This is a genomic window from Sphaerisporangium rufum (genome assembly GCF_016863395.1).
GTDB classification, from domain to species: domain Bacteria; phylum Actinomycetota; class Actinomycetes; order Streptosporangiales; family Streptosporangiaceae; genus Sphaerisporangium; species Sphaerisporangium rufum.
Map to the genome: position 1 here is coordinate 67387 of NZ_BOOU01000059.1, position 22762 is coordinate 90148.

The window sequence follows — 22762 nt, forward strand, 5'->3', positions numbered from 1 at the left end:
AATGCTGCGCAATCTCGTGAACGGTGTGGCCGGCGGCGTGCTCGCCACCGCGGCCATGAGCGCCGTGATGCTCGCCGGTGACCGCGCGGGCCTGCTCGGCGAGCACCCGCCCAAGCTCATCGCCCGGGCGTTCCTGCCGGGGTCCCGCCGGCGGCCCAAGCGCGGCGAGGGGGCGCTCGGCGCGGTCGCGCACTTCGGGTTCGGCGCCGGGACGGGCGCGCTGTTCGGCGTGCTCGCCGCGGGACGGCGCCCGCCGGTGCCGCTCGGCGTGGCCTACGGCCTGGCGATCTGGCTGGTCAGCTACCAGGGCTGGGTCCCGGGCCTGCGGATCATGCCTCCCGTCCACCGGGACCGGGAAGACCGCCAGGCGGTGATGGCCGCCGGCCATGTGGTCTACGGCACGACCCTGGCCCTCGCGCTCGCCCGGATGTCCCGGGCCGCCCGGGACTGACGAACCCGCCCGGCCCGGGGGTGTCCGGCCACGGGTACCTGGGTGTACAACCTTCGCACGGTGGCAGTAGAGCGGCGAGTGCCGCAAAACCGATCAACCGCCGGGCCGCCCGGACTAAGGTTCTGGGCGACCCACCATGCGAGGAGTGTCGATGAACGAGTACGCGGTGACCTTCGACCTGGTCGACGCCGACAAGGACGGGCTCATCTCGGCCGAGGAGCTGCTGCACCTGATGGAGGTGCTCGGCCAGCCGGTGACCAACGAGGCCGCCGAGGCGGCGGTCCGCAAGCTGGACATCGACGGCGACGGGCGCATCTCGCTGGAGGAGTTCTCCCGCTACCTCAGCGCCACCGCCTGACCCGGGCCGCCACCGGGCGCAGCGGGAGGCGGACCTCAGGACCGGACGCGCACGCCGGGAGGCCACGATGGCGACCACCTCGGGCGACGAGCCCTGGACCTCGGTCCGGCCCGCCGTCGCGCCCCTGCTCCGCGCGGTCACCGCGGAGCTGGCCGACCAGATGGTCGCCGAGATCCAGGCCCGGGTGCCGGAATACTCCCGGCCCGCCGACGACATGTACATCAAGGTGCTGCACCTGGGCGTCGCCGAGGCGCTGCGCCGGTTCGTCGACCGGATCGAGCGGCCCCGGCAGCCGTGGGATCCGGAGGTGTTCCGCGCGATCGGGCGGGGCGAGGCCGCCGAAGGCCGCGACCTGGAGCCGTTCCAGACCGCGATGCGGCTCGGCGCGCGGGTGGCCTGGCGCCGCCTCACCGAGCAGGCCGAGCAGCTCGGCCTGGACCCGCCGACCCTGTACGACCTGGGTGAGGCGATCTTCGTCTTCCTCGACCAGCTCGCCGACGCGGCGACCGACGGCTACAACGAGGCCCGGGCCGGGGCGGCCGGCGAGATGGAACGCCGCCGCCGCCGGCTGCTGGACCTGCTGCTCTCCCGGCCGCCCGCCTCGCCGGAGGCCATCGCCGGACTGGCCAAGGCGGCCGGGTGGCGGCTGCCGCGCACTGTGGCCGGCGTGGCGCTCGCCGAGCGCGACGACTACCGGGCGCCATCGCTCCCGCCGGACGTGCTGGCCGGCCTGGACCACGGCGACCCCTGCCTGCTGGTGCCCGATCCGGCCGGTCCCGGCCGCGTCCGGGCCGTGGAGGCCGCGCTGCGCGGCTTCCGGGCGGCGCTCGGGCCGCCGGTGCCGCTGGCCAGTGCGGCGACATCGCTGAGATGGGCCCGCGAGGCGCTCGCGCTGGCCGCGCGCGGCGTGCTCGACGACCGTCGCGGCGTGCTGCGCTGCACCGACCACATGGCCACGCTGATCGTCTTCCGGGACGAGGAGCTGGTGGCCGTGCTCGCCGAGTCCCGGCTGGCACCGCTGGCCCACCTGCGGCCGGCCCAGCGCGACCGGCTGGCCGAGACGCTGCTCGCCTGGCTGCGGTGCGGCCGGGCCGCCGGCGAGGTCGCCGCGCAGTTGCACGTGCATCCGCAGACCGTGCGCTACCGGCTCCGGCAGCTGGAGGAGCTGTACGGCGACCAGCTCGACGATCCCGACGCGCGCTTCGAGCTGGAGATCGTGCTGCGCGCCCGGCAGGCGCGCGGCGGCCCGGCGGCCCGGGACTGACCCACCGCGAAAGCTCGCGGCCGGAATCCGGGAACCCGGCGGGGGCGGTCCGCCATGTACGGGGTGACGATGACGAAACCCCGGAGAGGACCGTGACGTGGAGAGTGCCCGGGCACTGCTCGACGGTGCCGCGCTCGACGATTCGACGGTGATCGAGCGTTCGCTGGACCGGCCGGAGCTGTTCGCGGTCCTGTTCGACCGGTACGCCGATGAGATGTACCGGTACGCGGCCAGGCGGCTGGGCGCGGAGCCGGCCGAGGACCTGGTGGCCGAGCTGTTCCTGGTGGCGTTCCGCGGCCGCGGCCGATACGTGGCCGCGCGCGCGGACGCCCGGCCCTGGCTGTACGGGATCGCGACGAACCTGGTTTCCCAGCACCGCCGCGCCGAACGGCGGCGGGTGCGGCTCATGGCCCGGGTGCCGGCCGACCCGCCGCCGGAGTTCGACGAGCGCAGCGCCGACCGGGTCACCGCCGAGCAGTTGCAACCCCGCCTCGCCCAGGTGCTGGCCAGGCTGTCGGCCGGCGAGCGCGACCTGCTGTTGCTGGTGGCCTGGGCGGAACTGAGCTACGAGGACGCCGCGGCCGCCCTCGGCGTCCCGGTGGGCACCGTCCGGTCCCGGTTGCACCGGGTCCGGGCGAAGGTCCGCAGGGCGTTCGGCGGCACCGACCCGCTGAGTTTGGAGAACACCCATGGATGACGAGATCGAGATCTTCGCGGCCGGCCGTCCCGCGGCCCCGCCGTACCGGCCGCAGGCGCGGGCGGCGGCCCGCGACCGGCTGCTGGACGCCGCGGCCGACCGGGGCCGCCGGTTCCGGCCGCCCCGCTTCGCCTGGCAGGCGGCCGGCGCGTTCGGGGTGACCGCGGCGCTGGTGGCCGGGGTGTCGGTGGCGCTGTCGTCCTACGGTGCGCCGGACGGGACGCCGGGGGCCACCGGAGCCCGTGACGGCGTCGGGGTGGCCGCCGCCGTGCCGCCGGGCGCGTTCACCGAACTGCACCCGCGGCCCGGGCAGTACATCCTGGTCGAGTCGCGGACGATGTACCCGTCGGAGTCCTTCGGCCAGGGCGGTGAACCGGCCCGCCACCTGTACCGGACCGAGCGCAAGATGTGGCGATCGGTCGACGGCACCGAGCCGGGCCTGCTGTGGATCGCCGGCCTGCCCCCCCGGCCGTACCCGGGGTCGCCGCTGCCGGCGGACGCGGACCGGCGCCCCGAGCGGAGCTACCTGGAACTGTCGGCCCGCTGCCCGGGAACGCCGGACGTCTTCCGCACCGACTTCGCCTACCTGAGCGGGCTGCCGACCGAGCCGGACGGGATGCGCGCCCACCTGTCGCGGATGGCGACGGCCGGCGGGAAGCCGGACGCCCAGGAGGGCGACAAGGAGTTCACCGCGCTGGGCGACCTGCTGCGGGAGACTTACCTGCCGCTCGCGCAGCGCCGGGCGCTGTTCGCGGCGGCGAAGGCCATCCCGGGCGTGACGGTGGCCGAAGGCGTGCGCGACGACGCCGGCCGGCGCGGCACGGCCGTGGGCCGGGAACGCAACGGCGTGCTGGAGCAGGTCATCGTCGACCCGGAGACGTTCATGCTCCTCGGTGAGCGGCACACCGTCCGCGACGCCGGCACCGCGCGGGCCCCGGCGGGCGCGGTGATCGCACTCACCGCGCAGCTGAAGGTGTCAGTGGTGGACGAGCCGCCGCGGGCCTCGAACGTCCAGGTGGACGGCTCCTGCCAGGAGCAGGACCAGGGCACGACGCCGACGCCCGCCCCGGCGGACCCGACGGCCACGGCCACTCCCAGCGCTCCCACCGCCTCGCCGGGTCCCGCGCAGGACGACCCGGCGCTCCAGCCCGGCCCGCAGGACCAGCACGCCCCCGCGCTCCAGCACGCCCCCGCGCTCCAGCCCGGCCCGCAGAGCCAGCACGCCCCCGCGCTCCAGCCCGGCCCGCAGGACCAGCACACTCCCGCGCTCCAGCCCGGGCCGCAGGACCAAGACGCCCCGGCGGCCTCGCCGCGCCTGCGGGGCTAGGGCGCCGCTCCGGCGGGCCGGCCCGTACCAGGGCCGGCCCGCCGGAGCCGCGGTCACTCGCTGATGTACACCTGGCCGAAGACCTCCGACAGCTTCTTCAGGTCCTCGCCGACGCCCACCTCGGGGGTGGCCGGGTTGTACAGCGTCGTCAGCCGCCGCTGCAGCGGCTGCAGCTTCGCCAGCTGGTCCCAGGCGGGGGTGGCGGCCAGCTTGGCGCCCATGATGCGGTAGGTGGCCCCGGAGGCGTCCTTCCAGCCGCTCCACAGGTTCACGGTGGCGGCGCCGTCCTTCAGCGGGGCCACGACGCGCTCCTTGGCCGCGGCGGCGGCCTGGTCGGCCGACAGCGGCGAAGCATCCTTGCCGGCCATCCCGGCGTCCTCGGCGGAGATCTGGGCGAGGGTGTCCCAGGCGAGCGCCTTCACCTTGGCCCACTGGTTGCGGGCGGCCTGCTCGGCGGAGATCTTCCAGGTGGCGTAGCCGGTGCCCAGCAGGCCGGAGTCCAGCGCCAGCTGGTCCACCGCGCCGGAGGTGAGCAGCGGCTCGACGTTGTCGGCGGTGAGCAGCGGGTACTTCTTGGCCATCTCGGCCGCGCACAGGTCGCTGGTGCCGCAGCCGAAGCCGGGGAGCACGGTGTGCACGGCGAGCTTCTTGCCCGGCGCGGCCACCCGGAGGGCGGCGGAGGTGTCGGTGACGAACCGCTTCATGTCCTCGGCGGTCTTCACCGCGCCGTTCCAGCCGAGCTGGGTGCTGAACCGGATGCCCACCACGCCCGGCTGAGCGGCCAGCGCGGCCGTCCGGCGCACGGCGTCGGTGAAGGTCTGCCCGCCCGCCTGGTACTCGTCGAGCAGCTCGGTGTCGATCCACACCCGCATGTCGCCGGCCGCCGCGGCGGCGACGGCCTGCCCGGCCGGGGTACGGGCGGCGGCGTCGACCTCGGCCTGCGGCGGGACCGCGCAGCCGGGCTGGCCGTTCGCGCAGGTGGGGGTGAGGCCGCTCTCGTCCACCGCGCCGTCCGGCGGCAGGCTGCCGTCGCCCTCGCCGTCCTTGCTGCACTCCTCGACCGTGCAGTCGATGAAGCCGCGCTGGTCGGGGGTGGCCGCCACCATGTTGGCGCCGTCGTTCTCGGCCCAGTAACGGACGATGTCCAGCGCCTCCTGGCTGTCGGTCACCATCCAGAAGCACTGGGGGTCGGACTCGGAGGCGCCGTTGCTGACGTTCTTGCAGTCTCCTTCACCGTCCGCGGAGAACGCCGTGTAGGCCGGCGCACCGACCGCGAGGGCGGTGAGCGCGGCACTCAGCGCGAGAACTCTCTTGATCCGCATCCAGCGTCTCCTTGGCGACACATTTCCCGGTGATCGTCCACAAACGAGCGAAACGACTGTATCGGGCGTATCTTTACTCGGCCAGAGTCTCGGCGGTATTGGCCGGTCATATCCAGTGAAGTCCCTGGTAAGGTCATCGGGTTTCGGCCCGCGCCGGGCGGGTCAGGCAAGAAGGCGATGCGCGAGCGAAAAGGAAGCCCCGAGTCGGCACAGACGCTGGAGCGCGGCCTGCGGCTGCTCCGGCTGCTCGCCGACGGGCATCGCGGGCGCACCCCGACCGAGCTGGCCCAGGAGCTCGGGCTGAGCCGGCCGATCGTCTACCGGCTGCTCACCACGCTGCAGAACGAGGGCTTCGCCCGGCGGGACGCCGAGGGCCGGGCGCACCTGGGGTTCGGCGTGCTGGCGCTCGCCCAGGCCGTGCAGCCGCTGCTGCGGGCGGCGGCGCTGCCCGCGCTGCGCCGGCTGGCCGAGGAGACCGGCGCCACCGCCCATCTGACCGCCGCCGAGGGCGACGACGGGCTCGCGGTCGCGGTGGTCGAGCCGACCTGGACCGATCTGCACCTCGCCTACCGCGAGGGCTCCCGCCACCCGCTCACCCGGGGCGCGGCCGGGCTGGCGATCCTCGCGCTGCGCGAGGGGCGGTCCGGTTATCTGGTCAGCGAGGGCCAGCTGCAGGAGGGCGCGCGGGGCGTGGCGGCGCCGGTGCCCGGGCTGCCCTGGCTGGAGGCCTCGGTGGGCATCGTCACCTTCGGTGCGGTGGACACCGCCGCCGCCGGCCCGCGGGTGGTGGCCGCCGCCGCCGAGCTCGGCCGCGCCCTTTCCTGAGGTTCCGCCGGCCCGCCCCGGTCTCCACCCGCCGCCGGGGCGCCCGGGGCTCCACCGGCCCTCGATCCTGAGATCCCGCCGGCCTCCGGACTCCGGAGACCGCGCCGGCAGGTCAGCCGAGCGAGTCGATCCAGTCCGCCAGCCGGCGCCCCTGGACGGTCATGATCTCCGGATCGCGGAAGGTGTTGGTGAGCAGCGACATGCCCTGGTAGGTCGCCATGAGCTGGACGGCCAGCTCCCCCGCGTCGGCCCGGCCCATCGACCGGAACTGCCGCTCGGCCCAGTCGATCAGGATGCGCATGACCTCCGCCGCGGTGCGGTCCAGGCCGTCGGCGCGCTTGTCCAGCTCCGAGCAGAGCGTGCCGAACGGGCAGCCGTACCGCACCGCGAGGTCGCGCTGCCCGACCCAGCCGCCGATGAGGGCCTTGAGCCGCTCCTGCGGCGTGCGGAGCCGGTCGAGCGCGGCGATCATCTCGCCGAGCCGGGCGGCGTGCGCGTCGATCGCCGCCTGGACCAGCTCGTCCTTGGTCTTGAAGTAGTAGTAGACGTTCCCCACCGGGACGTCGGCCGCCCGGGCGATGTCGGCGAGCGTCGTCCGCTCCACGCCGCGCTCGTGCAGCACGCGGGACGCGGCGGCGGCCAGCCGCGCGCGCTTGCCCGGCCGCCGCGCGACCGTCGCATCCGAAATGGGGCCGGGCGGCCCGGCAACCGAGTCAGTCATCTCACTCAGCAGTGTACGGCGGTGGACAGCGCCGGATCGGACCCGCTACCGTGCCAGTCAGTTAGCCAACTAACTCATAACCAAGGAGTCCTGATGATCGTGGTGACCGGAGCGACCGGTAACGTCGGCCGCCCGCTGGTGGCGGCGCTCGCGGCGACCGGCGAGGAGGTGACGGCGGTCTCCCGGCACGCGGCGGAGCAACCGCCCGGCGTGCGCCACCTCCGCGCCGACCTCGCCGACCCGGACGGCCTGCGGGCCGTGTTCGACGGCGCCCGCGCCCTCTTCCTGATCGGCGCGGCGGGCGATCCGCGCGCACTGCTCGACGCGGCCAAGGCCGGCGGGGTCCGGCGGGTCGTCCTACTGTCGTCCCAGGCCGCCGCCACCCGGCCGGACAGCCCGTCCCACGACGGGCTGCGAGCGCACGAGGCCGCCGTGCTGGAGCAGGACCTGGACTGGACGCTCCTGCGGCCGGGCGGCTTCGCCTCCAACGCCTTCATGTGGGCCGAGAGCATCCGCGCGCACCGCAGCGCCGCCGCGCCGTTCGGCGACGTCGGCCTGCCCTTCGTCGATCCCGCCGACATCGCCGAGGTCGCGGCGGCGGCGCTGCGCGGCGGGCACGAGGGCCGCACCTACGTGCTCACCGGCCCGGAACCGATCAGCCCGCGGCGGCGGGCCCAGGTGATCGGCGAGGCGCTCGGCGCGCCGGTGCGGTTCGTCGAGCAGACCCGGGCCGAGGCGCGGGCCCAGCTGGTGACGTTCATGCCGGAGGTCGTGGCGGACGGCACCCTGGACATCCTCGGCGAGCCGACCCCGGCCGAGCGGGTGGCGAGCCCGGACGTGGCGCGCGTGCTCGCCCGCCCGGCGCGGCCGTTCTCCGCCTGGGTCGAGCGCAACCTGGACGCCTTCCGCTGATCCCTCCGGGCCCGGGCGGCGCGGCCCGGGCCTGATTGACAGGGCCCGAGGGATGGCGGATCGTTGTACGTATAGAGGACATCGTTGTCCGATATACGTACAACGGGAGGGTCGATGCCGTACTACCGCACGGTCGGCGAGGTGCCCCGCAAGCGGCACGTCCAGTTCCGCCGGCCCGACGGCGGCCTGTACGCCGAGGAGCTGATGGGCGAGGAGGGCTTCTCCTCGGACTCCTCGCTGCTCTACCACCGGTACCTGCCGACCGCCATCGTCAAGGCCGAGGCGGTGACCGACGGGCCGGGCGCCGCGCTGGCGCCGAACCTGCCGCTGTCCCCCCGGCACTTCCGCACCCAGGACCTGCCGGCCGGCGGCGACCTGGTCACCGGCCGCCGGGCGCTGGCCGGCAACGGCGACGTCCGCATGTCGTACGCCGCCGCCGACCGCCCCAGCGAGCTGTACCGCGACTCCAAGGGCGACGAGTGCGTCTACGTGGCGGGCGGCCGGGTGCGCTTCGAGTCCACCTACGGCGCCATCGAGGCCGGCGAGGGCGACTACGTGGTCGTCCCGACCGGCACCATCCACCGCTGGGTGCCGCTGGACGGCACCACCGTGCGGGCGCTGGTCATCGAGGCCGCCGGGCACATCCGGCCGCCCAAGCGCTACCTGTCGCAGTACGGCCAGTTCCTGGAGCACGCCCCGTACTGCGAGCGCGACCTGCGCACCCCCGGCGAGCCGCTGATCGTCGAGGACACCGAGGTGCCGGTGCTGGTGCGCACCCGCGGCGGCCTGACCCGGCTCACCTACGCCCACCACCCGTTCGACGTGGTCGGCTGGGACGGCTGCCTGTACCCGTACGCCTTCAACATCGCCGACTTCGAGCCGATCGTGAAGCGCACCCACGCGCCGCCGCCGGTCCACCAGACGTTCGAGGGCCCCGGCTTCGTGATCTGCTCCTTCTGCCCCCGCCCGCTGGACTTCCACCCCGAGGCGGTGCCGATCCCGTACAACCACCACAACGTGGACTCCGACGAGTTCATGTTCTACGCCGGCGGCGACTACACCGCGCGCAAGGGATCCGGCATCGACGTCGGCTCCATCTCGCTGCACCCGGCCGGGTTCACCCACGGCCCGCAGCCCGGCGCGGTGGAGGCCGCGGTGGACGCGGTCAAGCGCGGGATGAACCTCACCAGCGAGCTGGCGGTGATGGTGGACACCTTCCGCCCGCTGGACCTCGGCGAGGCCGCGCTGGCCTGCGAGGACTCCTCCTACGCCTGGACGTGGGCCCGGTGACCGACGCCGCGGGCCCGCCGGCGTCCAGCTGGGTGCCGGGCGCCGACGCCTCGCCGTACTCCCTGGCGAACCTCCCCTACGGCGTCTACTCCCGGGCGGGCGGGCCGGCCCGGTGCGGCGTCCGGATCGGCGACCAGGTGCTGGACCTGGCCGCCACCCTGCACGACGAGGTGTTCGCCGCGCCCGCGCTGAACGGCTTCCTGGCCCGCGGCCGGGCCGCCTGGGCCGACACCCGCGACCGGCTGCGCCGGCTGCTCGCCGCCGACGTCCCGGAGGCGGCGGCCAACCGGGCCGCCGTCCAGCCGCACCTGGTACCGCTCGAGGACGTACGGCTGCACCTGCCGGTCGAGGTCGGCGACTACGTCGACTTCTACTGCTCGCTAGAGCACGCCACGAACGTCGGACGGATCTTCCGCCCGGACCAGGACCCGCTGCCGCCCAACTGGCGGCACCTGCCGGTCGGCTACCACGGGCGGGCCGGCACCGTGGTCGTCTCCGGCACCCCGGTCCGCCGCCCGCTCGGCCAGCGGGCACCGGAACCGGGCGGTGACGGCTCGCCGGTCTTCGGGCCGTCCACCCGGCTGGACATCGAGGCGGAGCTCGGGTTCGTGGTCGGCACCCCGACCCGGCTCGGCGAGCCCGCCGGCGACTTCGCCGACCACGTCTTCGGCGTCACCCTGCTGAACGACTGGAGCGCCCGCGACGTGCAGGCCTTCGAGTACGTCCCGCTCGGGCCGTTCCTCGGCAAGTCGTTCGCCACCTCGGTGTCGCCCTGGATCACCCCACTCGCGGCGCTGGCCGCCGCCCGCGTCCCCGGGCGCGCGCAGGACCCGGCGCCGCCCGGCTACCTGGCCCGGCGCGAGCCGTGGGGGCTGGACATCGCGATCACCGTCGAGCTGAACGGCGAGCCGGTCTCGCACCCGCCGTTCCGCGAGATGTACTGGACGCCGGACCAGATGCTCGCCCACCTGACCGTCAACGGGGCGTCGCTGCGCACCGGCGACCTGTACGCCAGCGGCACGGTCTCCGGGGCGGCACGCGAGCAGCGCGGATCGCTGATCGAGCTGACCTGGAACGGCGCCGAGCCGGTGCGGACCGCCGCCGGCGAGCGCGCCTTCCTGGCGGACGGCGACACGGTGACCATCTCGGCGACCGCGCCGGGACCGGGCGGCGCTCGGATCGCGCTCGGCGAGGTGACCGGCACCATCCAGCCGGCCCGGCCGGTACCCGCATCCTGACCGCGACGGCCAGTGACTTCCGGCACTTTATGTCATTGGATACCGATTCACCGGGCATAGGGGAACCACCGGTGACCGGCGGGCGTTGTCCATTATGGGAGGGCCGGGCGGATGGAGTCGTGGATCTTCTGGTTGATATTGGCGACCGTGCTGGGCGTGGCGGAGATATTCACGCTCACCGCGGCACTCGGGCTGCTGGGTGGCGCGGCGCTGCTCACCACGGCGGTCGCGGCCCTCGGGCTGCCGGTCTTCGTGCAACTGCTCGTCTTCGTCGTCGCCTCGGTGGCCGGCATCGTGGTGCTGCGCCCCATCGCCCGCCGCCACCTGACCGAGCGGCCCGCGCGGCGGTTCGGCGTCGCGGCCCTGGTCGGCCGGCCGGCGTACGTCACCCGCGAGGTGACCGGCCACGACGGCCGGGTACGCATCAGCGGGGAGGAATGGTCGGCCCGCGCCTACGATGACACCCTGGTCATCCCGGCGGGCGCCACCGTCGACGTCATCGAGATCGAGGGTGCGACCGCCCTCGTATATCCCCGGGAATGAGGGAGCCAATATGGATGCTGCTCTGATCGCCGGCATCTTCGTCGTACTACTTGCGGTGATCACCATTCTGAAGGCGGTGCGCATCGTCCCGCAGGCGCGGGCGGGCAACGTCGAGCGGCTCGGCCGCTATCACCGCACGCTCGGCCCCGGCCTGAACTTCGTCATCCCGTACGTGGACCGGGTGCGCCCGATGCTCGACCTGCGCGAGCAGGTGGTCTCCTTCCAGCCGCAGCCGGTCATCACCGAGGACAACCTGGTCGTCGACATCGACACCGTGCTGTACTTCCAGGTCACCGACCCGCGGGCGGCGGAGTACGAGATCGCCAACTTCATCCAGGGCGTCGAGCAGCTCACCGTCACCACGCTGCGCAACGTCGTCGGCGGCATGGACCTGGAGAGCACGCTGACCTCGCGGGACACCATCAACAGCCAGCTGCGCGGCGTACTGGACGAGGCCACCGGAAAGTGGGGCATCCGGGTCAACCGGGTGGAGATCAAGGCGATCGACCCGCCGCGCACCATCAAGGAGGCGATGGAGAAGCAGATGCGCGCCGAGCGGGACAAGCGCGCCGCCATCCTCACCGCCGAAGGCTTCCGGCAGTCGCAGATCCTCACCGCCGAGGGCGAGAAGCAGAGCGCGATCCTGCGCGCCGAGGGCGAGCGCACCTCGGCCATCCTGAAGGCCGAGGGCCAGTCGCAGGCGATCGACGAGGTCTTCCAGGCCGTGCACCGCAACGACCCCGACCCCAAGCTGCTCGCCTACCAGTACCTCCAGGTGCTGCCGCAGCTCGCCCAGGGCGAGGGCAACACGTTCTGGGTGATCCCCAGCGAGGTCACCTCGGCGCTGCAGGGCGTCTCGCGGGCCTTCACCGAGTCGCTGCCGCAGTCGCCGGCCACCCGGGAGGACACCCGGCCGCGCACCGCCGCCCGCAAGGAGGCCGCGAACGCCGTGCAGGCCGCCGAGGAGGCCATCGCCGACGCCGAGGACTCCGGCCCCCGCCAGCTCGGCGCCGCGCCCGCCGCACCCGCCGCTGCCGCCGCCGACCCGCTCGCCGACCTCACCGAGGAGACCGCCACCCACCGGGTCCGCCGCCCGGAGAACCCCTGAACCGGTGTGCCACCCCGCCCGGCCCGGCGCCACGATCGACGGCACCGGGCCGGGCGGGACACCGGCCAGCGGGCCTGGTCTCCGGACCCGGCAGACCCGCCCGGTCCGCTGACGGAACCGGCCGGCGCGTCGTCGCCTGACTTCGACCGGACGAGAACCACGGGGGCCTCCGACCGGCCCGCCACCGCGCCGAGCCGTTCAACGGGGACGGCGCCGACCGGCCAGGCCTCGACCCGGTCGCCGAGGCCGACGGACCCACCCGGCACCGGTCCGGCTGCGGACCTGGGTGACCAGGTCGGCGAACCGGTGGTGCCGGCCGGCTCGCTGGGCTAGGTGCGAGCCTGGGTGACCAGCTCGGCGAACCGGCCGGTGCGGTCCAGCTCGTCGCGGACCGGCTCGATGACCAGCTCGCGTCCCACCTCGGCCACCCCGGCGGTCAGCGCTCGCCGGGCCCTGCCCGCCCGGCGGGCCGCGCCGACGGCGGCGGCCAGCCGGCAGAGCAGCGCGAGCAGCAGGCCGGCCGCGGCGCCGCCGGCCAGCAGTACGGTCGGCCACGGAACGACGCCGAGCGTCGGGGTCGGCGGCTCCGGCAGCCGCAGGTAGTCCAGGACGAACAGCGCGGTCAGCCAGAGGGCCCCGGCGACCATCGCCGCGAACAGCAGCCACTGGGCCGCGCCGGCGAGCCGCCACCAGTGCGGCCGCCGCCCGGCGCCCACGGTCGTGGTCGCCACCGCCCGGTCCAGCCGGTCGGAGACCTCGCCCTGCGCCGAGCGGGCCGCGTGCCGTACCGCCGCGGCCCACGGCTCGGGCAGCCCGGACGCGGCGGCCGAGCCGACGTCCCGGATCGCGGTGTCCACCCGGGACCGCTGTACCGCGGTGGCCGGCGGCAGCGAGGTCCGCTCCGGCACCGGCCGCCCGCCCGGCACCCCCGGGGACGTCCGGGTGGCCGGGGAGGCGCTCGGGGACGTCCGGGAGGTCGCGGGCACGGCCGTCCGGCCGCCGGGCGCATCCGGCGTGGCGCCTCCGCCGGCAGACGTTCCCGAGGCGGACCGGGTCTGATCGGATCGGGTCTCATCGGCCGCGCCGTGAGCGGCAGCGGCCCGACCGGACGGGTTCTGACCGGACGCGGCGGGGTGCGCAGGACCGGCTCCGGGTCCATCGGGACCCGGCAGGACCGGTGGCGGACTCTGGCCGGGCGCCGCGGGCTGCGCCGGCGCCGGCTGGGCGCCGGGCAACGCCTGGCGCCCGGGGGGCGGGAGCGCGGACGGGCCGCCGGGTTCGGCGGCGACCAGGTGCCGGCCACCGGGCGGCACCCCCAGGTGGAGGCGGCGCAGCGGATCGGGCCGGAAGCGCCGCAGCCAGCGGGTGACCGGCCAGCCGGTGGCCGCGATCGAACGGTGCCGGTGCGCCTTGGCGACGGCGGCGACCACCAGCGGGACTCCCGCCGCCTCGGCCAGCGCGGCGGTCAGCCGCTCGGCCGGCAGCCCGCCGAGCGCGTCACCGGCCTCCTCGGCCCGCCGCCGCAGCCCGGCGGGGTCCACCGCGACCTCCGCCACCGGGACGCCGCCCGTCGCCGTCGCCGTTCCGGCCGTTCCCGCCGTCCCGGCCGGCCCCTGCGACGCCGCGGCCAGCAGGTCGGCGGCCCGGCGGGCGTCGGCGGCCAGCCGGTCGGCCCAGACCCGGTGATCGGCGTTCCGCCGGGCCAGCTCGGCGCGCAGCTCGGCGATCCCGGTGCCGCGCGGCACGGACGTGGCGATGACCGGCACGCCGGCCAGCCCGTCCTCGTCCAGCAGCCGGCGCAGATCGCGCAGGCAGCGGTCCACCGCCGCCGGCGCCAGCCGGTCCACCTGGTTCAGCACGACGACCATGACGTCCCGGTGCCGGCGCAGCCCGCGCAGGTAGCGCTCGTGCACCGCCGCGTCGGCGTACTTCTGCGGGTCGAGCACCCAGACCAGCAGGTCGACCACCGCGACCAGCCGGTCCACCTCCAGCCGGTGCGCGACCTCGATGGAGTCGTGGTCGGGCAGGTCGAGCAGCACCAGCCCGCCGAGCGCGGCGTCCGCCGCCTCGACCGAGTGCCGGCGCGGCACCTCCAGCCAGTCCAGCAGCGGCCCGGACCCCTCGGGGTCCCACATCGCCGCCTGCGCCGCCGACGTCGTCGGGCGGGTCACCCCCACCCCGGCCAGCGAGGTGCCGGATACCGCGTTGAACAGGGAGGACTTGCCGCTGCCCGTCGCGCCGGCCAGCGCGACCACCGTGTGGCCCACCGACAGGCCGCGCCGGGCCGCCGCCCGGGCCGCCACCCCCCGGGCCTGCTCGACCGCCGCCTGGTCCAGCCGTCCCTCGGCCAGCGCCGCCGCCTCGGCGAGCGCGGCGAGCCGGTTGTCGAGCGGGACCTCCTTGACCCGCCTGAGCACCTTCACGGCCGGTCCGCCCAGGTGCGCGGCGCCTCGCCGGGAGCCGGCGCGCTTCCCCGGCCCCGCTCCCCGGGGTCCGCGGGCGGTGCGGGCGGGCGGTCCTGCGGGCCGGACGGCTCCGGCCGGGCGTCCTGGGGAACGGGCAGCGGCCGGGTGGTCCCGGCGTCCTGGGGACCGGCGTCGCGGGCGTCCTGGGGAACGGGCAGCGGCCGGGTGGGCCCCGCCTCCTGGGGACCGGCGGCGTCGGGGACGCCGATCTCGGCGCGGTGGGCGCGGACCTCGGCCGCCGCGCGGCGCAGGCCGTCGGCGGCGTCCGGCGGCGGCCCCACGTCGTCCAGCAGGGCGGTGAAGCGGGCGGCCTCCTCGTCCAGCAGCGCCCGCACCCGGCGGCGCAGGTCGTCCCGCGCCATCTGGGTCAACGTGCGCACGGCCTGATCGCCGAACACCGCCTCCAGGAGCTTCTGGCTCAGCACGCTGGTACCGCCGGCGATGCCGACCTCCAGGCCGGTGAGCCCGCCGGTGGAGGCGAAGACCATCAGCATGAGCAGCAGCCCGAGCCCGTTGACCCCGAAGGAGGCCAGCCGCGCGGTGGTCCGCTTCTCCGCCCCCTCCCGGGCGACCAGCTCCAGCACGTACCCCTGCCAGTCCCGCACGGCGGACCCGGCCCGCTCGGGCAGGGTGCCCGAGGCGCGGCCCAGCCGCCCGGCGGCCACCGCGCCGGCCCGCTCCACCACGTCGCGGCCGGCGGGCGTGCCGGACCACGCCTCCAGGGTCCGCTCGGCGGCGGCGTCCGCGGCGGACCGGATCAGCGCCTCCACCCCGGTGGACAGGGCCATCTCCAGCCGGGCGTCCGGGGCCGGCCGGCCGGTGAACGCCGAGACCACCCGCTCGCGCAGCCGGCCGATCCGCGATTCCAGCGACCGCATGAAGTCGCCGGTGCCGATGAAGTCCTGCCATCGGGTCAGCACCTCGCCGCGCAGCAGCGAGCCGTCCCGGATGCCGTCGTCGAAGGCGGCCATCGCCGCACCGTAGGCGGACTCGACCGAACGGCGCAGGTCCGCGAGGCCCGCCCGCTGCCGGTCGGCCTCGTCGGCGAGCGCGGGGACCCGGACGGCCAGGCTGTCCAGCGCGCCGGCCAGCGTGCGGCGCACCACCTCACCCCGGGCCTGGGCATCGGCGGCGATCGTCGCCAGCCAGTCGCGGATCGGGCGCACCGACGCCGGGGGCAGGCGGGTGTCCTCCTCCGCCAGCGCCGCCTCCGGCACGCTGAACAGCGGCGTGCCCGCCAGCCCGTTGGCCGCCAGCAGCCGGCCCAGGTGCGCCGTCACCGGCTCCATCGCCTCGGACGGCACCCGGTCGAGCACGACGGCGAGGGCCGTGCTGCGCTCGCGGGCGCTGCGCAGGAACCCCCAGGGCACCTCGTCGGCGTACCGGGCGGCGGTGGTGACGAACAGCCACAGGTCGGCGGCGGCCAGCAGCTGGGCGGCCATCTCCCGGTTGGCGGTGACCACCGAGTCGATGTCCGGCGCGTCCAGCAGGGCCAGCCCGGGGGGCAGGGTGCCCGCCGTGACGATCCGCAGGGTTCCCGGCTCGCCGCGCCCGCCGCCGGTGGTCCGGGCCAGGCCGGGCAGCACGCTCTGCCGGGTGAACCACGCCTCGTCGGCGGGATTGGCGACCAGGGTGGGCGCGAGGGTGGTCGGCCGCAGCACGCCCGGTTCGGTGACGTCCGCGTCCACCAGCGAGTTCACCAGCGTCGACTTGCCGGCCCCGGTGGAGCCGCCCACGACGGCCAGCAGCGGCGCGTCCATGGCGGCGACGCGGGGCAGCAGATAGTCGTCGAGCTGGCCGACCAGCTCCCTCAGCGCGCGGCGGTGCTCGGGCGCGTCACCGACCGCCAGCGGGAAGAGATCGTGATCGAGCCGGCGGCGCAGGTCTTCCAGGGCCGTGCGCAGACCGTCGTTCCCTGCCATACACCCGGTCATGCCCCGCAGGCGCCCGGGTATCCGCCGGTGGGGTGAAACCGCAGGCCGGACCGGGTCCGGTGGTGATCGCCATCCGATGGGACGGGGCGTCAGGCGGGCCGGGGCCGGTGGTGACCGCCACCCGGCAGGCCAGGGGTCAGGCCGAGCCGTAGTCCGGTGGTGATCGCCGCCCGGCAGGCCAGGGCGTCAGGCCAGGGCGTCAGGTCGGTGAGGACGCGCCGGCGCCGGGCCGGACGGGAGTGGGCATCAACGGGCGGCACTTCTCCAGCGCCCTGGCCACCGCCGGGTCACCGGTGTCCAGCCGCCGCCGGCCCTCGCCCTCGGCCAGGTCGGCCCCGTTGTCCTTCATGCAGGACCGGAAGGCGCGCAGCGCGGAGTCGTCCGGCCGCCCCGGCCCGCGGCCGCCGCGCGGCGCCAGCGAGCGGCAGGCCTCGAAGGCCGCGCGCCACTGCGGGTTCATGGCGCCAGGGCCCCCCGGCCCCCCGCTCGGCCGGGCGAACGGGGAGGCGTCCGGCCGAGGCGTGGATGCGCCACCTGGGCGGCCCGTGGGCGGTGCCACCCCGTGCGCCCGAAGGCAGTCGGCGAAGGCCGCGCCCCCACCGGGGGTGGTGGAGGCGGAGGGAACGGCCGCCGCGTCGCCGGCGGTGCCGCCGCCACAGCCCGCCGCCAGCAGGACGGCGGCCACGACGAGCGCGGGCACCCGGAGCGACGCGGTCACGGGATGGACTCCAAAGGAAGCCGGGGGACTCTGACGGCACCATCGAAGTCCACGAATCTCAACGCCACATGGCCCCAACCTGAGAATCACCTGGAAGCCCCGGCCGGGCCGGCGGCAGCGAAGCGGGCATACGGCAACAAAACCGATAGGTAGCAGCAAAAGGGCAGGGATGGCGAACCGGGCCGGCGGTCACCGGCGATCCTGCCGGCCGTGGCACGGCACCGCCGTGGCACGGCACCGCGGGCACGGCACCGCCGTCAGCCGCCGCCGGTCCGGCCGCCGGGCGCGCCGGCCTGGCTCACCGCGGTCGCGCCGACCGTGCCGTCGTCCCGGCGTTCCCCCTGGACGACGACCGTACTGCCGGGCTTGAGGTCCTTGACCTTGCCCGCCCGGGTCACCTGGACCCGGGTGTCGCCGGTGGTGCGCACCGTGACGATCTCACCGCTCGCCGTCTGCAGGTAGATCTTGGCGCCGTCCACCAGTTTGACGGTGCCGAAGGTGACCTGGCCGGCACCGCCCTGCCCGAGACCGCCCTGCCCGGCCTGGCCGCCCTGCCCCTGGCCGGGGAAGCGGCCCGCCCCGGCCGGCCGGCCCGCGCCCTGGCCGGCACCAGAGCGCTGCGCCGCCGCGATCAGCGCGTCGACCCCGGTGGACGCGCCCCACCACTTGTGCGCCTGGATGCCGGCGACCATGCCGGCCACCAGCAGCACCCCGGCACCGAGCACCAGGGTGAGCGTGGACATCCGGCGACCGGCTGGCCGCGGCGTGAGTTCGGCGTCGAGGTCGCCGTCGAACGGCGAGGTCTCCAGCGGCTCCGCGGCGGGCGCCGGTTCCGGCTTGCGCCTGCTCGTACTCATCTGTGGGTCGATCTCCCTGATCCGATGGCCATGTCACTCGTGCCGCAGCGCCTCGATGGGACGCAGCTTCGCCGCCCGGTTCGCCGGATAGCTACCGAAGAACAGTCCGATCGCGACCGACACCGCCAGCGCCAGCACGATCGAGGCCGGCACGACGACCGGCTCGATGCCGGCGATGGTGAGGCTGCCGCCGGCCACGCCGACGATCACGCCGAGCACCCCGCCGAACAGGCTCAGCATGGTGGCCTCGGCGAGGAACTGGCCGAGGATGGCGCCGCGCGGCGCTCCGATGGCCTTGCGGATGCCGATCTCCCGGGTCCGCTCGGTGACCGTGACCAGCATGATGTTGGTGATGCCGATGCCGCCCACCAGCAGGCTGATCGCGGCGACCGCGCCGAGCAGCACGGTGAACGTGCCGACGGCGGCGCCGACGGTCTCCTGCAGCGCGGCCTGGTTGAGGATCCGGTAGTCGGCGGTGGCGCCGGCCGCGATGCCGTGCCGCTGGTCCAGCACCCCGGTGACCTCCGACTGCGCCGCGTCCACCGCCTCGGCGCTGCGCGCCTGCACGATGATCTGGTCGAGCGGGCCGAACCCGGTGAGGCTCTGCTGGACGGCGGGCAGCGGGGCGACGGCGATGTCGTCGGCGTCCTGAAAGCCGGTGGAGCCGGTCTCCTTGAGCACGCCGACCACGGTGAACGGCACGCCGGCCACGCTGACCTGCTTGCCGAGCGGGTCGACCTGGCCGAACAGCTCGTCGGCGACGGTCCGCCCGATCACGATGACCTTCCGGGCGGCCAGCACGTCGTCGTTGAAGAAGTACGTGCCCTTGTCCACCGGCTTGTTGGACGCCTCGAAGTAGCTCGGGTAGGTGCCGACCAGCTGCTGGATCGTATGGCTGCCGCCCGCGTAGGCGGCGGCCTGGGACGCGGCGGTGACCACCGGGGACACGCTCTTGATCGACGGCGCGCTCGCGGTGTCGGCCAGGGCCCGGGCGTCCGCCAGGCTGAGCCGCTTCGCCTGGGTGCGCGGCCCGGCGGGCGCCTGCCCGGCCTCGGCCTGCACCGGGCCGGGGCCGAAGCCGCCGCCCCGGCCGCCGCCACCGGCGAAGGACTGCATCACGGTGAGGGTGTTGGCGCCCAGGCGCTGGATGTTCTGCTGGATCGACTGCGAGGCGCCCTGGCCTACCGCGACCAGCAGGATCACCGCGGCCACCCCGATCAGGATGCCGAGCGTGGTCAGGCCGCTGCGCAGCTTGTTGGCCAGCAGCCCGCGCACCGCGAAGCGCATGATCTCAAGGACGCCCATCGCCCGCCGCCTTCCCACCCGTCCGCGCCGGCCCGGTCATCCGGTGCTCCCGGCCGGGCGCGGCGGCGGGCCGTCCACCGGGGCCTGCCGGCGGTCCTCGACGATGTGGCCGTCCACCAGGCGGATGACCCGCCTGGCGTGCGCGGCCACGTCGTCCTCGTGGGTGATCAGCACGATCGTCCGGCCGCCGGCGTTCAGCCGGTCCAGTATCCGCAGCACGTCGGCGGTGGACGCGGTGTCGAGGTTGCCGGTCGGCTCGTCGGCGAGCAGCAGCGACGGCGCGGTGACCAGGGCCCGGGCCACGGCGACCCGCTGCTGCTGGCCGCCGGACAGCTCGTTCGGCTCGTGGCGCACCCGGTCGGCCAGCCCGACCTGCTCCAGCGCGGCGAGCGCCCGGGCCCGCCGGACGCCCGCGGCCACCCCGCCGTAGGCGAGGGGCAGCTCCACGTTGGCCAGCGCGGTCATCCGCGGGATGAGGTTGAACGACTGGAAGACGAACCCGATCTTCTGGTTGCGCAGCATCGCCTGCTGCCGGTCGTCCAGCGCGACGACGTCGGTACCGTCGACCAGATAGCGACCGCTGGTGGGGATGTCCAGGCAGCCGAGGATGTTCATCAGCGTCGACTTGCCGGAGCCGGATGCCCCCATGATCGCCACGAAGTCGCCGCGCCGGACGGTGAAGGAGACGCCGGCCAGCGCGCGTACCCGGGCCTCGCCGGCCCCGTAGACCTTGGTCACCTCGCGGACGTCCAGGACCGGGACCTCGCCGCCTGCCCGGTCCGGCGCCGTGCCGCTCGCCGTGCCGCTCGCCGTGCCGCTCGCCGTGCCGCTCACCGGGCCGCTCACCGGGCCGGTCATCGGGCCGCTCACCGGGCCGGTCATCGGCCGCCTCCCGCGCCGGTCCCGCCGCCCCGGCCCCCGCCGCCGCCGTTGCCGCCGCCCACCCGGATGCCGCCGGGGAAGCCGCCGCCCGGGAAGCCGCCCTGCAGGCCGCCGGTGCCGGTCGAGGTGCTGCGCACCACCCGCTCGCCCTCGCGCAGCCCCGATTTCACCTCGGTGGTGGTGTCGCCCTTGACCCCGATCTCCACCCGCCGGGTCACCTGCCGCCCGTTCTCGTACACGCTCACCGTGCTCTGCCCGCCGGCGGTGCGCACCGCGGTGCTCGGCACGGTCAGCACGCCGTCCGCCTGCGCGACGACGACCTGGACGGTGGCGGTCTGGCCCAGCCGCACCGAGGCCGGCACACCGGACAGCGAGATGGTGGCCGCGTACTGCACCACGTTGTCGCTGGTCTGCGGCACCGGGTCGATGAGCGTGACCTTGCCGCTCGCGGTCACCCCGGCCAGCGCGTCGAACGTGACGGTGGCGGGCCGGCCGATCTTGAGCCGGGTGACGTCGGACTCGGTGAAGTCACCGACGATCTGCAGGCGCCGGGTGTCGGCGAGTTCGATGAACCCGTCGCCGGACGAGCCGGAGGTGCCGGACGACGCGCCGGCCGCCCCCGAGGCTCCCGAGGAGCCGGCGGATCCGCCGGAGCCGGTGGATCCGCCGGACCCGCTGCCGCCGGAGCCGGCGGACCCCGAGCTCCCGCCCACGGTGCCGTTCACGGCGGTGACCGTCCCGGCGAACGGGGCCTTGATCACCGTGCCGTCCAGTGCCCGCTCGGCGGCCCGATAAGAGTTCCTGGCCTGCACGTACTGGGAGTAGCCCGCGGCGGTGGAGGTGTCGCCGTCCCGCGCCGCGTCCAGCGACGCCGCCGCGGCGTCCAGGTCCTCCCGGGCCGCGGTGCCGTCCACCCGGGCGAGGATCTGCCCCTTGTCGACCTTCTCGCCGGCCTCGACGTAGATCTTGGTCACCGTGCCGGCGGTGCCGAAGTCCAGCGAGCGGGTCTTGGCGCTGGCCACGGCACCGGACGCCGACACCGTGGCCAGCACGGTTCCTCTGGTCACCGGGGCGGTCGGCGGCGGCGCCTCGGCGGACGGCCCCGCGGTCAGCGACGCGTAGGCGACGCCCGCGCCGCCCAGCAACAGCACCGCCAGGGTGCCGTTGACGATCAGCGCTCGGCGCTTGGTCGACAGCTTCACGACCCTTGAGCCTGGACCATCCCGCTGGGACGAACCTGCGCCGTACCTGAGCGTTTCCTGACAACGGGCGGCCGGCGGGCGGGTGGCGCGCCGCCGGCGGTACGGGCGCCGGCGGTACGGCACGGCCGCCCGCGCCGCCCCGGGGTGCTCGCGCACCCCGCGGGCGGCCGGGCGGCGGATCGAGGGCGGCCGTTACCAGGCGTACGCCTCCGGGGCCGGGCCGCCCGGCCCCGGGAAGATCTCGTCCAGCCGGGCGAGCGCCTTGTCGTCCAGCTTGATCTCCAGGGCGCGCAGGCTGCCCTCCAGCTGCGCGCCGGTGCGCGGGCCGATGATGGGCCCGGTGACCGCCGGGCGGGTGAGCAGCCAGGCCAGCGCGACGTCGGCCGGGTCCTCCCCCAGCTCGTCACAGAACGCCTCGTACTTCTCGATCTTCGGCCGGTGCTCGGCCAGCCGTTCCGCCACCTGGTCGGACGCGGAGCGGCCCTTGTCGATCTTCCGCAGCACGCCGCCGAGCAGGCCGCCGGCCAGCGGGCTCCACGGGATCACGCCGAGCCCGTAGTCCTCGCAGGCGGGGAGCACCTCCAGCTCGACCTGGCGGGTGAGCAGGTTGTAGTGCGACTGCTCGGAGACCAGGCCGGTGAAGCCGCGCCGCCGCGCCGCCTCCTGCGCGCGGGCGATGTGCCAGCCGGCGAAGTTGGACGAGCCGGCGTAGATGATCTTCCCCTGCTGGCGGAGGACCTCCATCGCCTCCCAGACCTCGTCGATCGGGGTGTCCCGGTCGACGTGGTGCATCTGGTACAGGTCGATGTAGTCGGTCTGCAGCCGCCGCAGCGAGGCGTCACAGGCCCGCCGGATGTTCAGCGCGGACAGGAACGTGTCGTTGGGCCAGTCGCCCATCGATCCGTACAGCTTGGTGGCGATGACCGTCTTCTCCCGCCGGCCGCCGCCCTTCGCGAACCATCGTCCGATGATGTTCTCGGTTACGCCTTCGCCCTTCTTCCAGCCGTAGACGTTCGCGGTGTCGAAGAAGTTGATCCCCAGCTCGTGCGCCTTGTCCATGATGGCGAAGGAGTCCTCTTCCGAGGTCACCGGGCCGAAGTTCATGGTGCCCAGGCACAGGCGGCTGACGGACAGACCAGAACGTCCAAGATGTACGTAATCCATGCTTCCCACACTAAGCACCTGGAGCGCACTCCAGGCCAGCCGTAGACGTTCGCGGTCTCGAAGAAGTTGATCCCGTGATCGCGAAGAACCCTCTGCCGAAGTCACCCGTCGGAGATTCCACCCTCACCCTGGATCAGGAACGCGCTCCGGCCGGCCCGGCGGGATCACCAGGCTTGCGC

21 protein-coding genes are annotated in these 22762 nt (G+C 75.2%); 11 read left to right on the forward strand and 10 right to left on the reverse strand.

Annotation, left to right across the window (positions count from 1 at the left end; genetic code table 11):
* The first annotated feature begins 1 nt into the window (after position 1).
* The 5 genes from Sru01_RS22565 (at position 2) to Sru01_RS22585 (ending at position 4097) form a co-directional block, all read left to right on the forward strand.
* Positions 2-451: a DUF6789 family protein gene (locus Sru01_RS22565; RefSeq protein ID WP_203989623.1), complete on the forward strand. Its 450-nt coding sequence runs from the start codon at positions 2-4 to the stop codon at positions 449-451.
* A gap of 151 nt (positions 452-602) precedes the next feature.
* Positions 603-809 carry an EF-hand domain-containing protein gene (locus tag Sru01_RS22570; protein WP_203989625.1) on the forward strand — a complete coding sequence of 69 codons (207 nt, stop codon included), beginning with the start codon at positions 603-605 and terminating at the stop codon, positions 807-809.
* 67 nt (positions 810-876) lie between these two features.
* Positions 877-2073: a PucR family transcriptional regulator gene (locus Sru01_RS22575; protein WP_239137653.1), complete on the forward strand. Its 1197-nt coding sequence runs from the start codon at positions 877-879 to the stop codon at positions 2071-2073.
* Between the two features lie 97 nt (positions 2074-2170).
* Positions 2171-2770 carry an RNA polymerase sigma factor gene (locus Sru01_RS22580; RefSeq protein WP_239137654.1) on the forward strand — a complete coding sequence of 200 codons (600 nt, stop codon included), beginning with the start codon at positions 2171-2173 and terminating at the stop codon, positions 2768-2770.
* Complete coding sequence (locus Sru01_RS22585; protein ID WP_203989627.1) at positions 2763-4097, forward strand: CU044_5270 family protein; 1335 nt, start codon at positions 2763-2765, stop codon at positions 4095-4097. Before Sru01_RS22580 ends, Sru01_RS22585 begins: the two co-directional genes overlap by 8 nt.
* Before the next feature lie 53 nt (positions 4098-4150).
* Here the strand turns inward: Sru01_RS22585 and Sru01_RS22590 are convergent, their stop codons facing one another.
* Complete coding sequence (locus Sru01_RS22590; protein ID WP_203989629.1) at positions 4151-5419, reverse strand: hypothetical protein; 1269 nt, start codon at positions 5417-5419, stop codon at positions 4151-4153.
* A gap of 177 nt (positions 5420-5596) precedes the next feature.
* Between Sru01_RS22590 and Sru01_RS22595 the strand changes: the two genes are divergently transcribed.
* On the forward strand, positions 5597-6244 hold the full coding sequence (locus Sru01_RS22595; protein ID WP_203989631.1) for a helix-turn-helix domain-containing protein: 648 nt from the start codon (positions 5597-5599) through the stop codon (positions 6242-6244).
* Between the two features lie 112 nt (positions 6245-6356).
* On the opposite strand, the gene Sru01_RS22600 is transcribed toward Sru01_RS22595, so the two are convergent.
* The gene (locus tag Sru01_RS22600; protein ID WP_203989632.1) at positions 6357-6965 is read right to left on the reverse strand and encodes a TetR/AcrR family transcriptional regulator; all 609 of its coding nucleotides are present in this window, start codon (positions 6963-6965) and stop codon (positions 6357-6359) included.
* Positions 6966-7058: 93 nt separating this feature from the next.
* Here Sru01_RS22600 and Sru01_RS22605 point away from each other — a divergent pair, with 93 nt between their 5' ends.
* The 5 genes from Sru01_RS22605 (at position 7059) to Sru01_RS22625 (ending at position 12056) form a co-directional block, all read left to right on the forward strand.
* A complete protein-coding gene (locus Sru01_RS22605; protein ID WP_203989633.1) occupies positions 7059-7877 on the forward strand; it encodes an NAD(P)H-binding protein in 819 nt (272 codons plus the stop codon).
* Positions 7878-7991: 114 nt separating this feature from the next.
* Positions 7992-9167 carry a homogentisate 1,2-dioxygenase gene (locus Sru01_RS22610; RefSeq protein WP_203989634.1) on the forward strand — a complete coding sequence of 392 codons (1176 nt, stop codon included), beginning with the start codon at positions 7992-7994 and terminating at the stop codon, positions 9165-9167.
* Positions 9164-10405: a fumarylacetoacetase gene (gene fahA / locus Sru01_RS22615; protein WP_373869535.1), complete on the forward strand. Its 1242-nt coding sequence runs from the start codon at positions 9164-9166 to the stop codon at positions 10403-10405. Before Sru01_RS22610 ends, fahA begins: the two co-directional genes overlap by 4 nt.
* Before the next feature lie 111 nt (positions 10406-10516).
* Complete coding sequence (locus Sru01_RS22620) at positions 10517-10948, forward strand: NfeD family protein (protein ID WP_203989635.1); 432 nt, start codon at positions 10517-10519, stop codon at positions 10946-10948.
* 10 nt (positions 10949-10958) lie between these two features.
* Positions 10959-12056: an SPFH domain-containing protein gene (locus Sru01_RS22625; RefSeq protein WP_203989636.1), complete on the forward strand. Its 1098-nt coding sequence runs from the start codon at positions 10959-10961 to the stop codon at positions 12054-12056.
* Between the two features lie 329 nt (positions 12057-12385).
* Here the strand turns inward: Sru01_RS22625 and Sru01_RS35835 are convergent, their stop codons facing one another.
* From Sru01_RS35835 to Sru01_RS22665, 8 genes are all read right to left on the reverse strand, one after another.
* Complete coding sequence (locus Sru01_RS35835) at positions 12386-14479, reverse strand: GTPase (protein ID WP_239137655.1); 2094 nt, start codon at positions 14477-14479, stop codon at positions 12386-12388.
* Entirely contained in the window at positions 14476-16443 is a 1968-nt protein-coding gene (locus Sru01_RS22635; protein ID WP_203989637.1) for a P-loop NTPase family protein, read from the reverse strand. The genes Sru01_RS35835 and Sru01_RS22635 overlap by 4 nt, the downstream gene beginning before the upstream one ends.
* Positions 16444-16654: 211 nt before the next feature.
* Entirely contained in the window at positions 16655-17173 is a 519-nt protein-coding gene (locus Sru01_RS22640) for a hypothetical protein (RefSeq protein WP_203989639.1), read from the reverse strand.
* Positions 17174-17430: 257 nt separating this feature from the next.
* Complete coding sequence (locus Sru01_RS22645; RefSeq protein ID WP_203989641.1) at positions 17431-18030, reverse strand: hypothetical protein; 600 nt, start codon at positions 18028-18030, stop codon at positions 17431-17433.
* A 33-nt stretch (positions 18031-18063) separates the two neighbouring features.
* A complete protein-coding gene (locus tag Sru01_RS22650) occupies positions 18064-19335 on the reverse strand; it encodes an ABC transporter permease (protein ID WP_203989642.1) in 1272 nt (423 codons plus the stop codon).
* 36 nt (positions 19336-19371) lie between these two features.
* Positions 19372-20217: an ABC transporter ATP-binding protein gene (locus Sru01_RS22655; protein WP_239137656.1), complete on the reverse strand. Its 846-nt coding sequence runs from the start codon at positions 20215-20217 to the stop codon at positions 19372-19374.
* Positions 20214-21419, reverse strand: coding sequence for an efflux RND transporter periplasmic adaptor subunit (locus Sru01_RS22660; protein WP_203989643.1), 1206 nt, complete (start codon positions 21417-21419; stop codon positions 20214-20216). Before Sru01_RS22660 ends, Sru01_RS22655 begins: the two co-directional genes overlap by 4 nt.
* A 192-nt stretch (positions 21420-21611) precedes the next feature.
* On the reverse strand, positions 21612-22583 hold the full coding sequence (locus Sru01_RS22665) for an aldo/keto reductase (protein ID WP_203989644.1): 972 nt from the start codon (positions 22581-22583) through the stop codon (positions 21612-21614).
* Positions 22584-22762 lie beyond the last annotated feature (179 nt).

What these genes read in the sequence shown, in the direction of transcription:
- Sru01_RS22650 (WP_203989642.1), bottom strand. Translation starts at nt 19,335, where the DNA reads ATGGGCGTCCTTGAGATCATGCGCTTCGCGGTGCGCGGGCTGCTGGCC.
- Sru01_RS22595 (WP_203989631.1), top strand. Translation starts at nt 5,597, where the DNA reads ATGCGCGAGCGAAAAGGAAGCCCCGAGTCGGCACAGACGCTGGAGCGC.
- Sru01_RS22590 (WP_203989629.1), bottom strand. Translation starts at nt 5,419, where the DNA reads ATGCGGATCAAGAGAGTTCTCGCGCTGAGTGCCGCGCTCACCGCCCTC.
- Sru01_RS22585 (WP_203989627.1), top strand. Translation starts at nt 2,763, where the DNA reads ATGGATGACGAGATCGAGATCTTCGCGGCCGGCCGTCCCGCGGCCCCG.
- Sru01_RS22665 (WP_203989644.1), bottom strand. Translation starts at nt 22,583, where the DNA reads ATGGATTACGTACATCTTGGACGTTCTGGTCTGTCCGTCAGCCGCCTG.
- Sru01_RS22575 (WP_239137653.1), top strand. Translation starts at nt 877, where the DNA reads ATGGCGACCACCTCGGGCGACGAGCCCTGGACCTCGGTCCGGCCCGCC.
- Sru01_RS22635 (WP_203989637.1), bottom strand. Translation starts at nt 16,443, where the DNA reads ATGGCAGGGAACGACGGTCTGCGCACGGCCCTGGAAGACCTGCGCCGC.
- Sru01_RS22645 (WP_203989641.1), bottom strand. Translation starts at nt 18,030, where the DNA reads ATGAGTACGAGCAGGCGCAAGCCGGAACCGGCGCCCGCCGCGGAGCCG.
- Sru01_RS22565 (WP_203989623.1), top strand. Translation starts at nt 2, where the DNA reads ATGCTGCGCAATCTCGTGAACGGTGTGGCCGGCGGCGTGCTCGCCACC.
- Sru01_RS22625 (WP_203989636.1), top strand. Translation starts at nt 10,959, where the DNA reads ATGGATGCTGCTCTGATCGCCGGCATCTTCGTCGTACTACTTGCGGTG.
- Sru01_RS22655 (WP_239137656.1), bottom strand. Translation starts at nt 20,217, where the DNA reads ATGACCGGCCCGGTGAGCGGCCCGATGACCGGCCCGGTGAGCGGCCCG.
- Sru01_RS22620 (WP_203989635.1), top strand. Translation starts at nt 10,517, where the DNA reads ATGGAGTCGTGGATCTTCTGGTTGATATTGGCGACCGTGCTGGGCGTG.
- Sru01_RS22570 (WP_203989625.1), top strand. Translation starts at nt 603, where the DNA reads ATGAACGAGTACGCGGTGACCTTCGACCTGGTCGACGCCGACAAGGAC.
- Sru01_RS22610 (WP_203989634.1), top strand. Translation starts at nt 7,992, where the DNA reads ATGCCGTACTACCGCACGGTCGGCGAGGTGCCCCGCAAGCGGCACGTC.
- Sru01_RS22605 (WP_203989633.1), top strand. Translation starts at nt 7,059, where the DNA reads ATGATCGTGGTGACCGGAGCGACCGGTAACGTCGGCCGCCCGCTGGTG.
- Sru01_RS22600 (WP_203989632.1), bottom strand. Translation starts at nt 6,965, where the DNA reads ATGACTGACTCGGTTGCCGGGCCGCCCGGCCCCATTTCGGATGCGACG.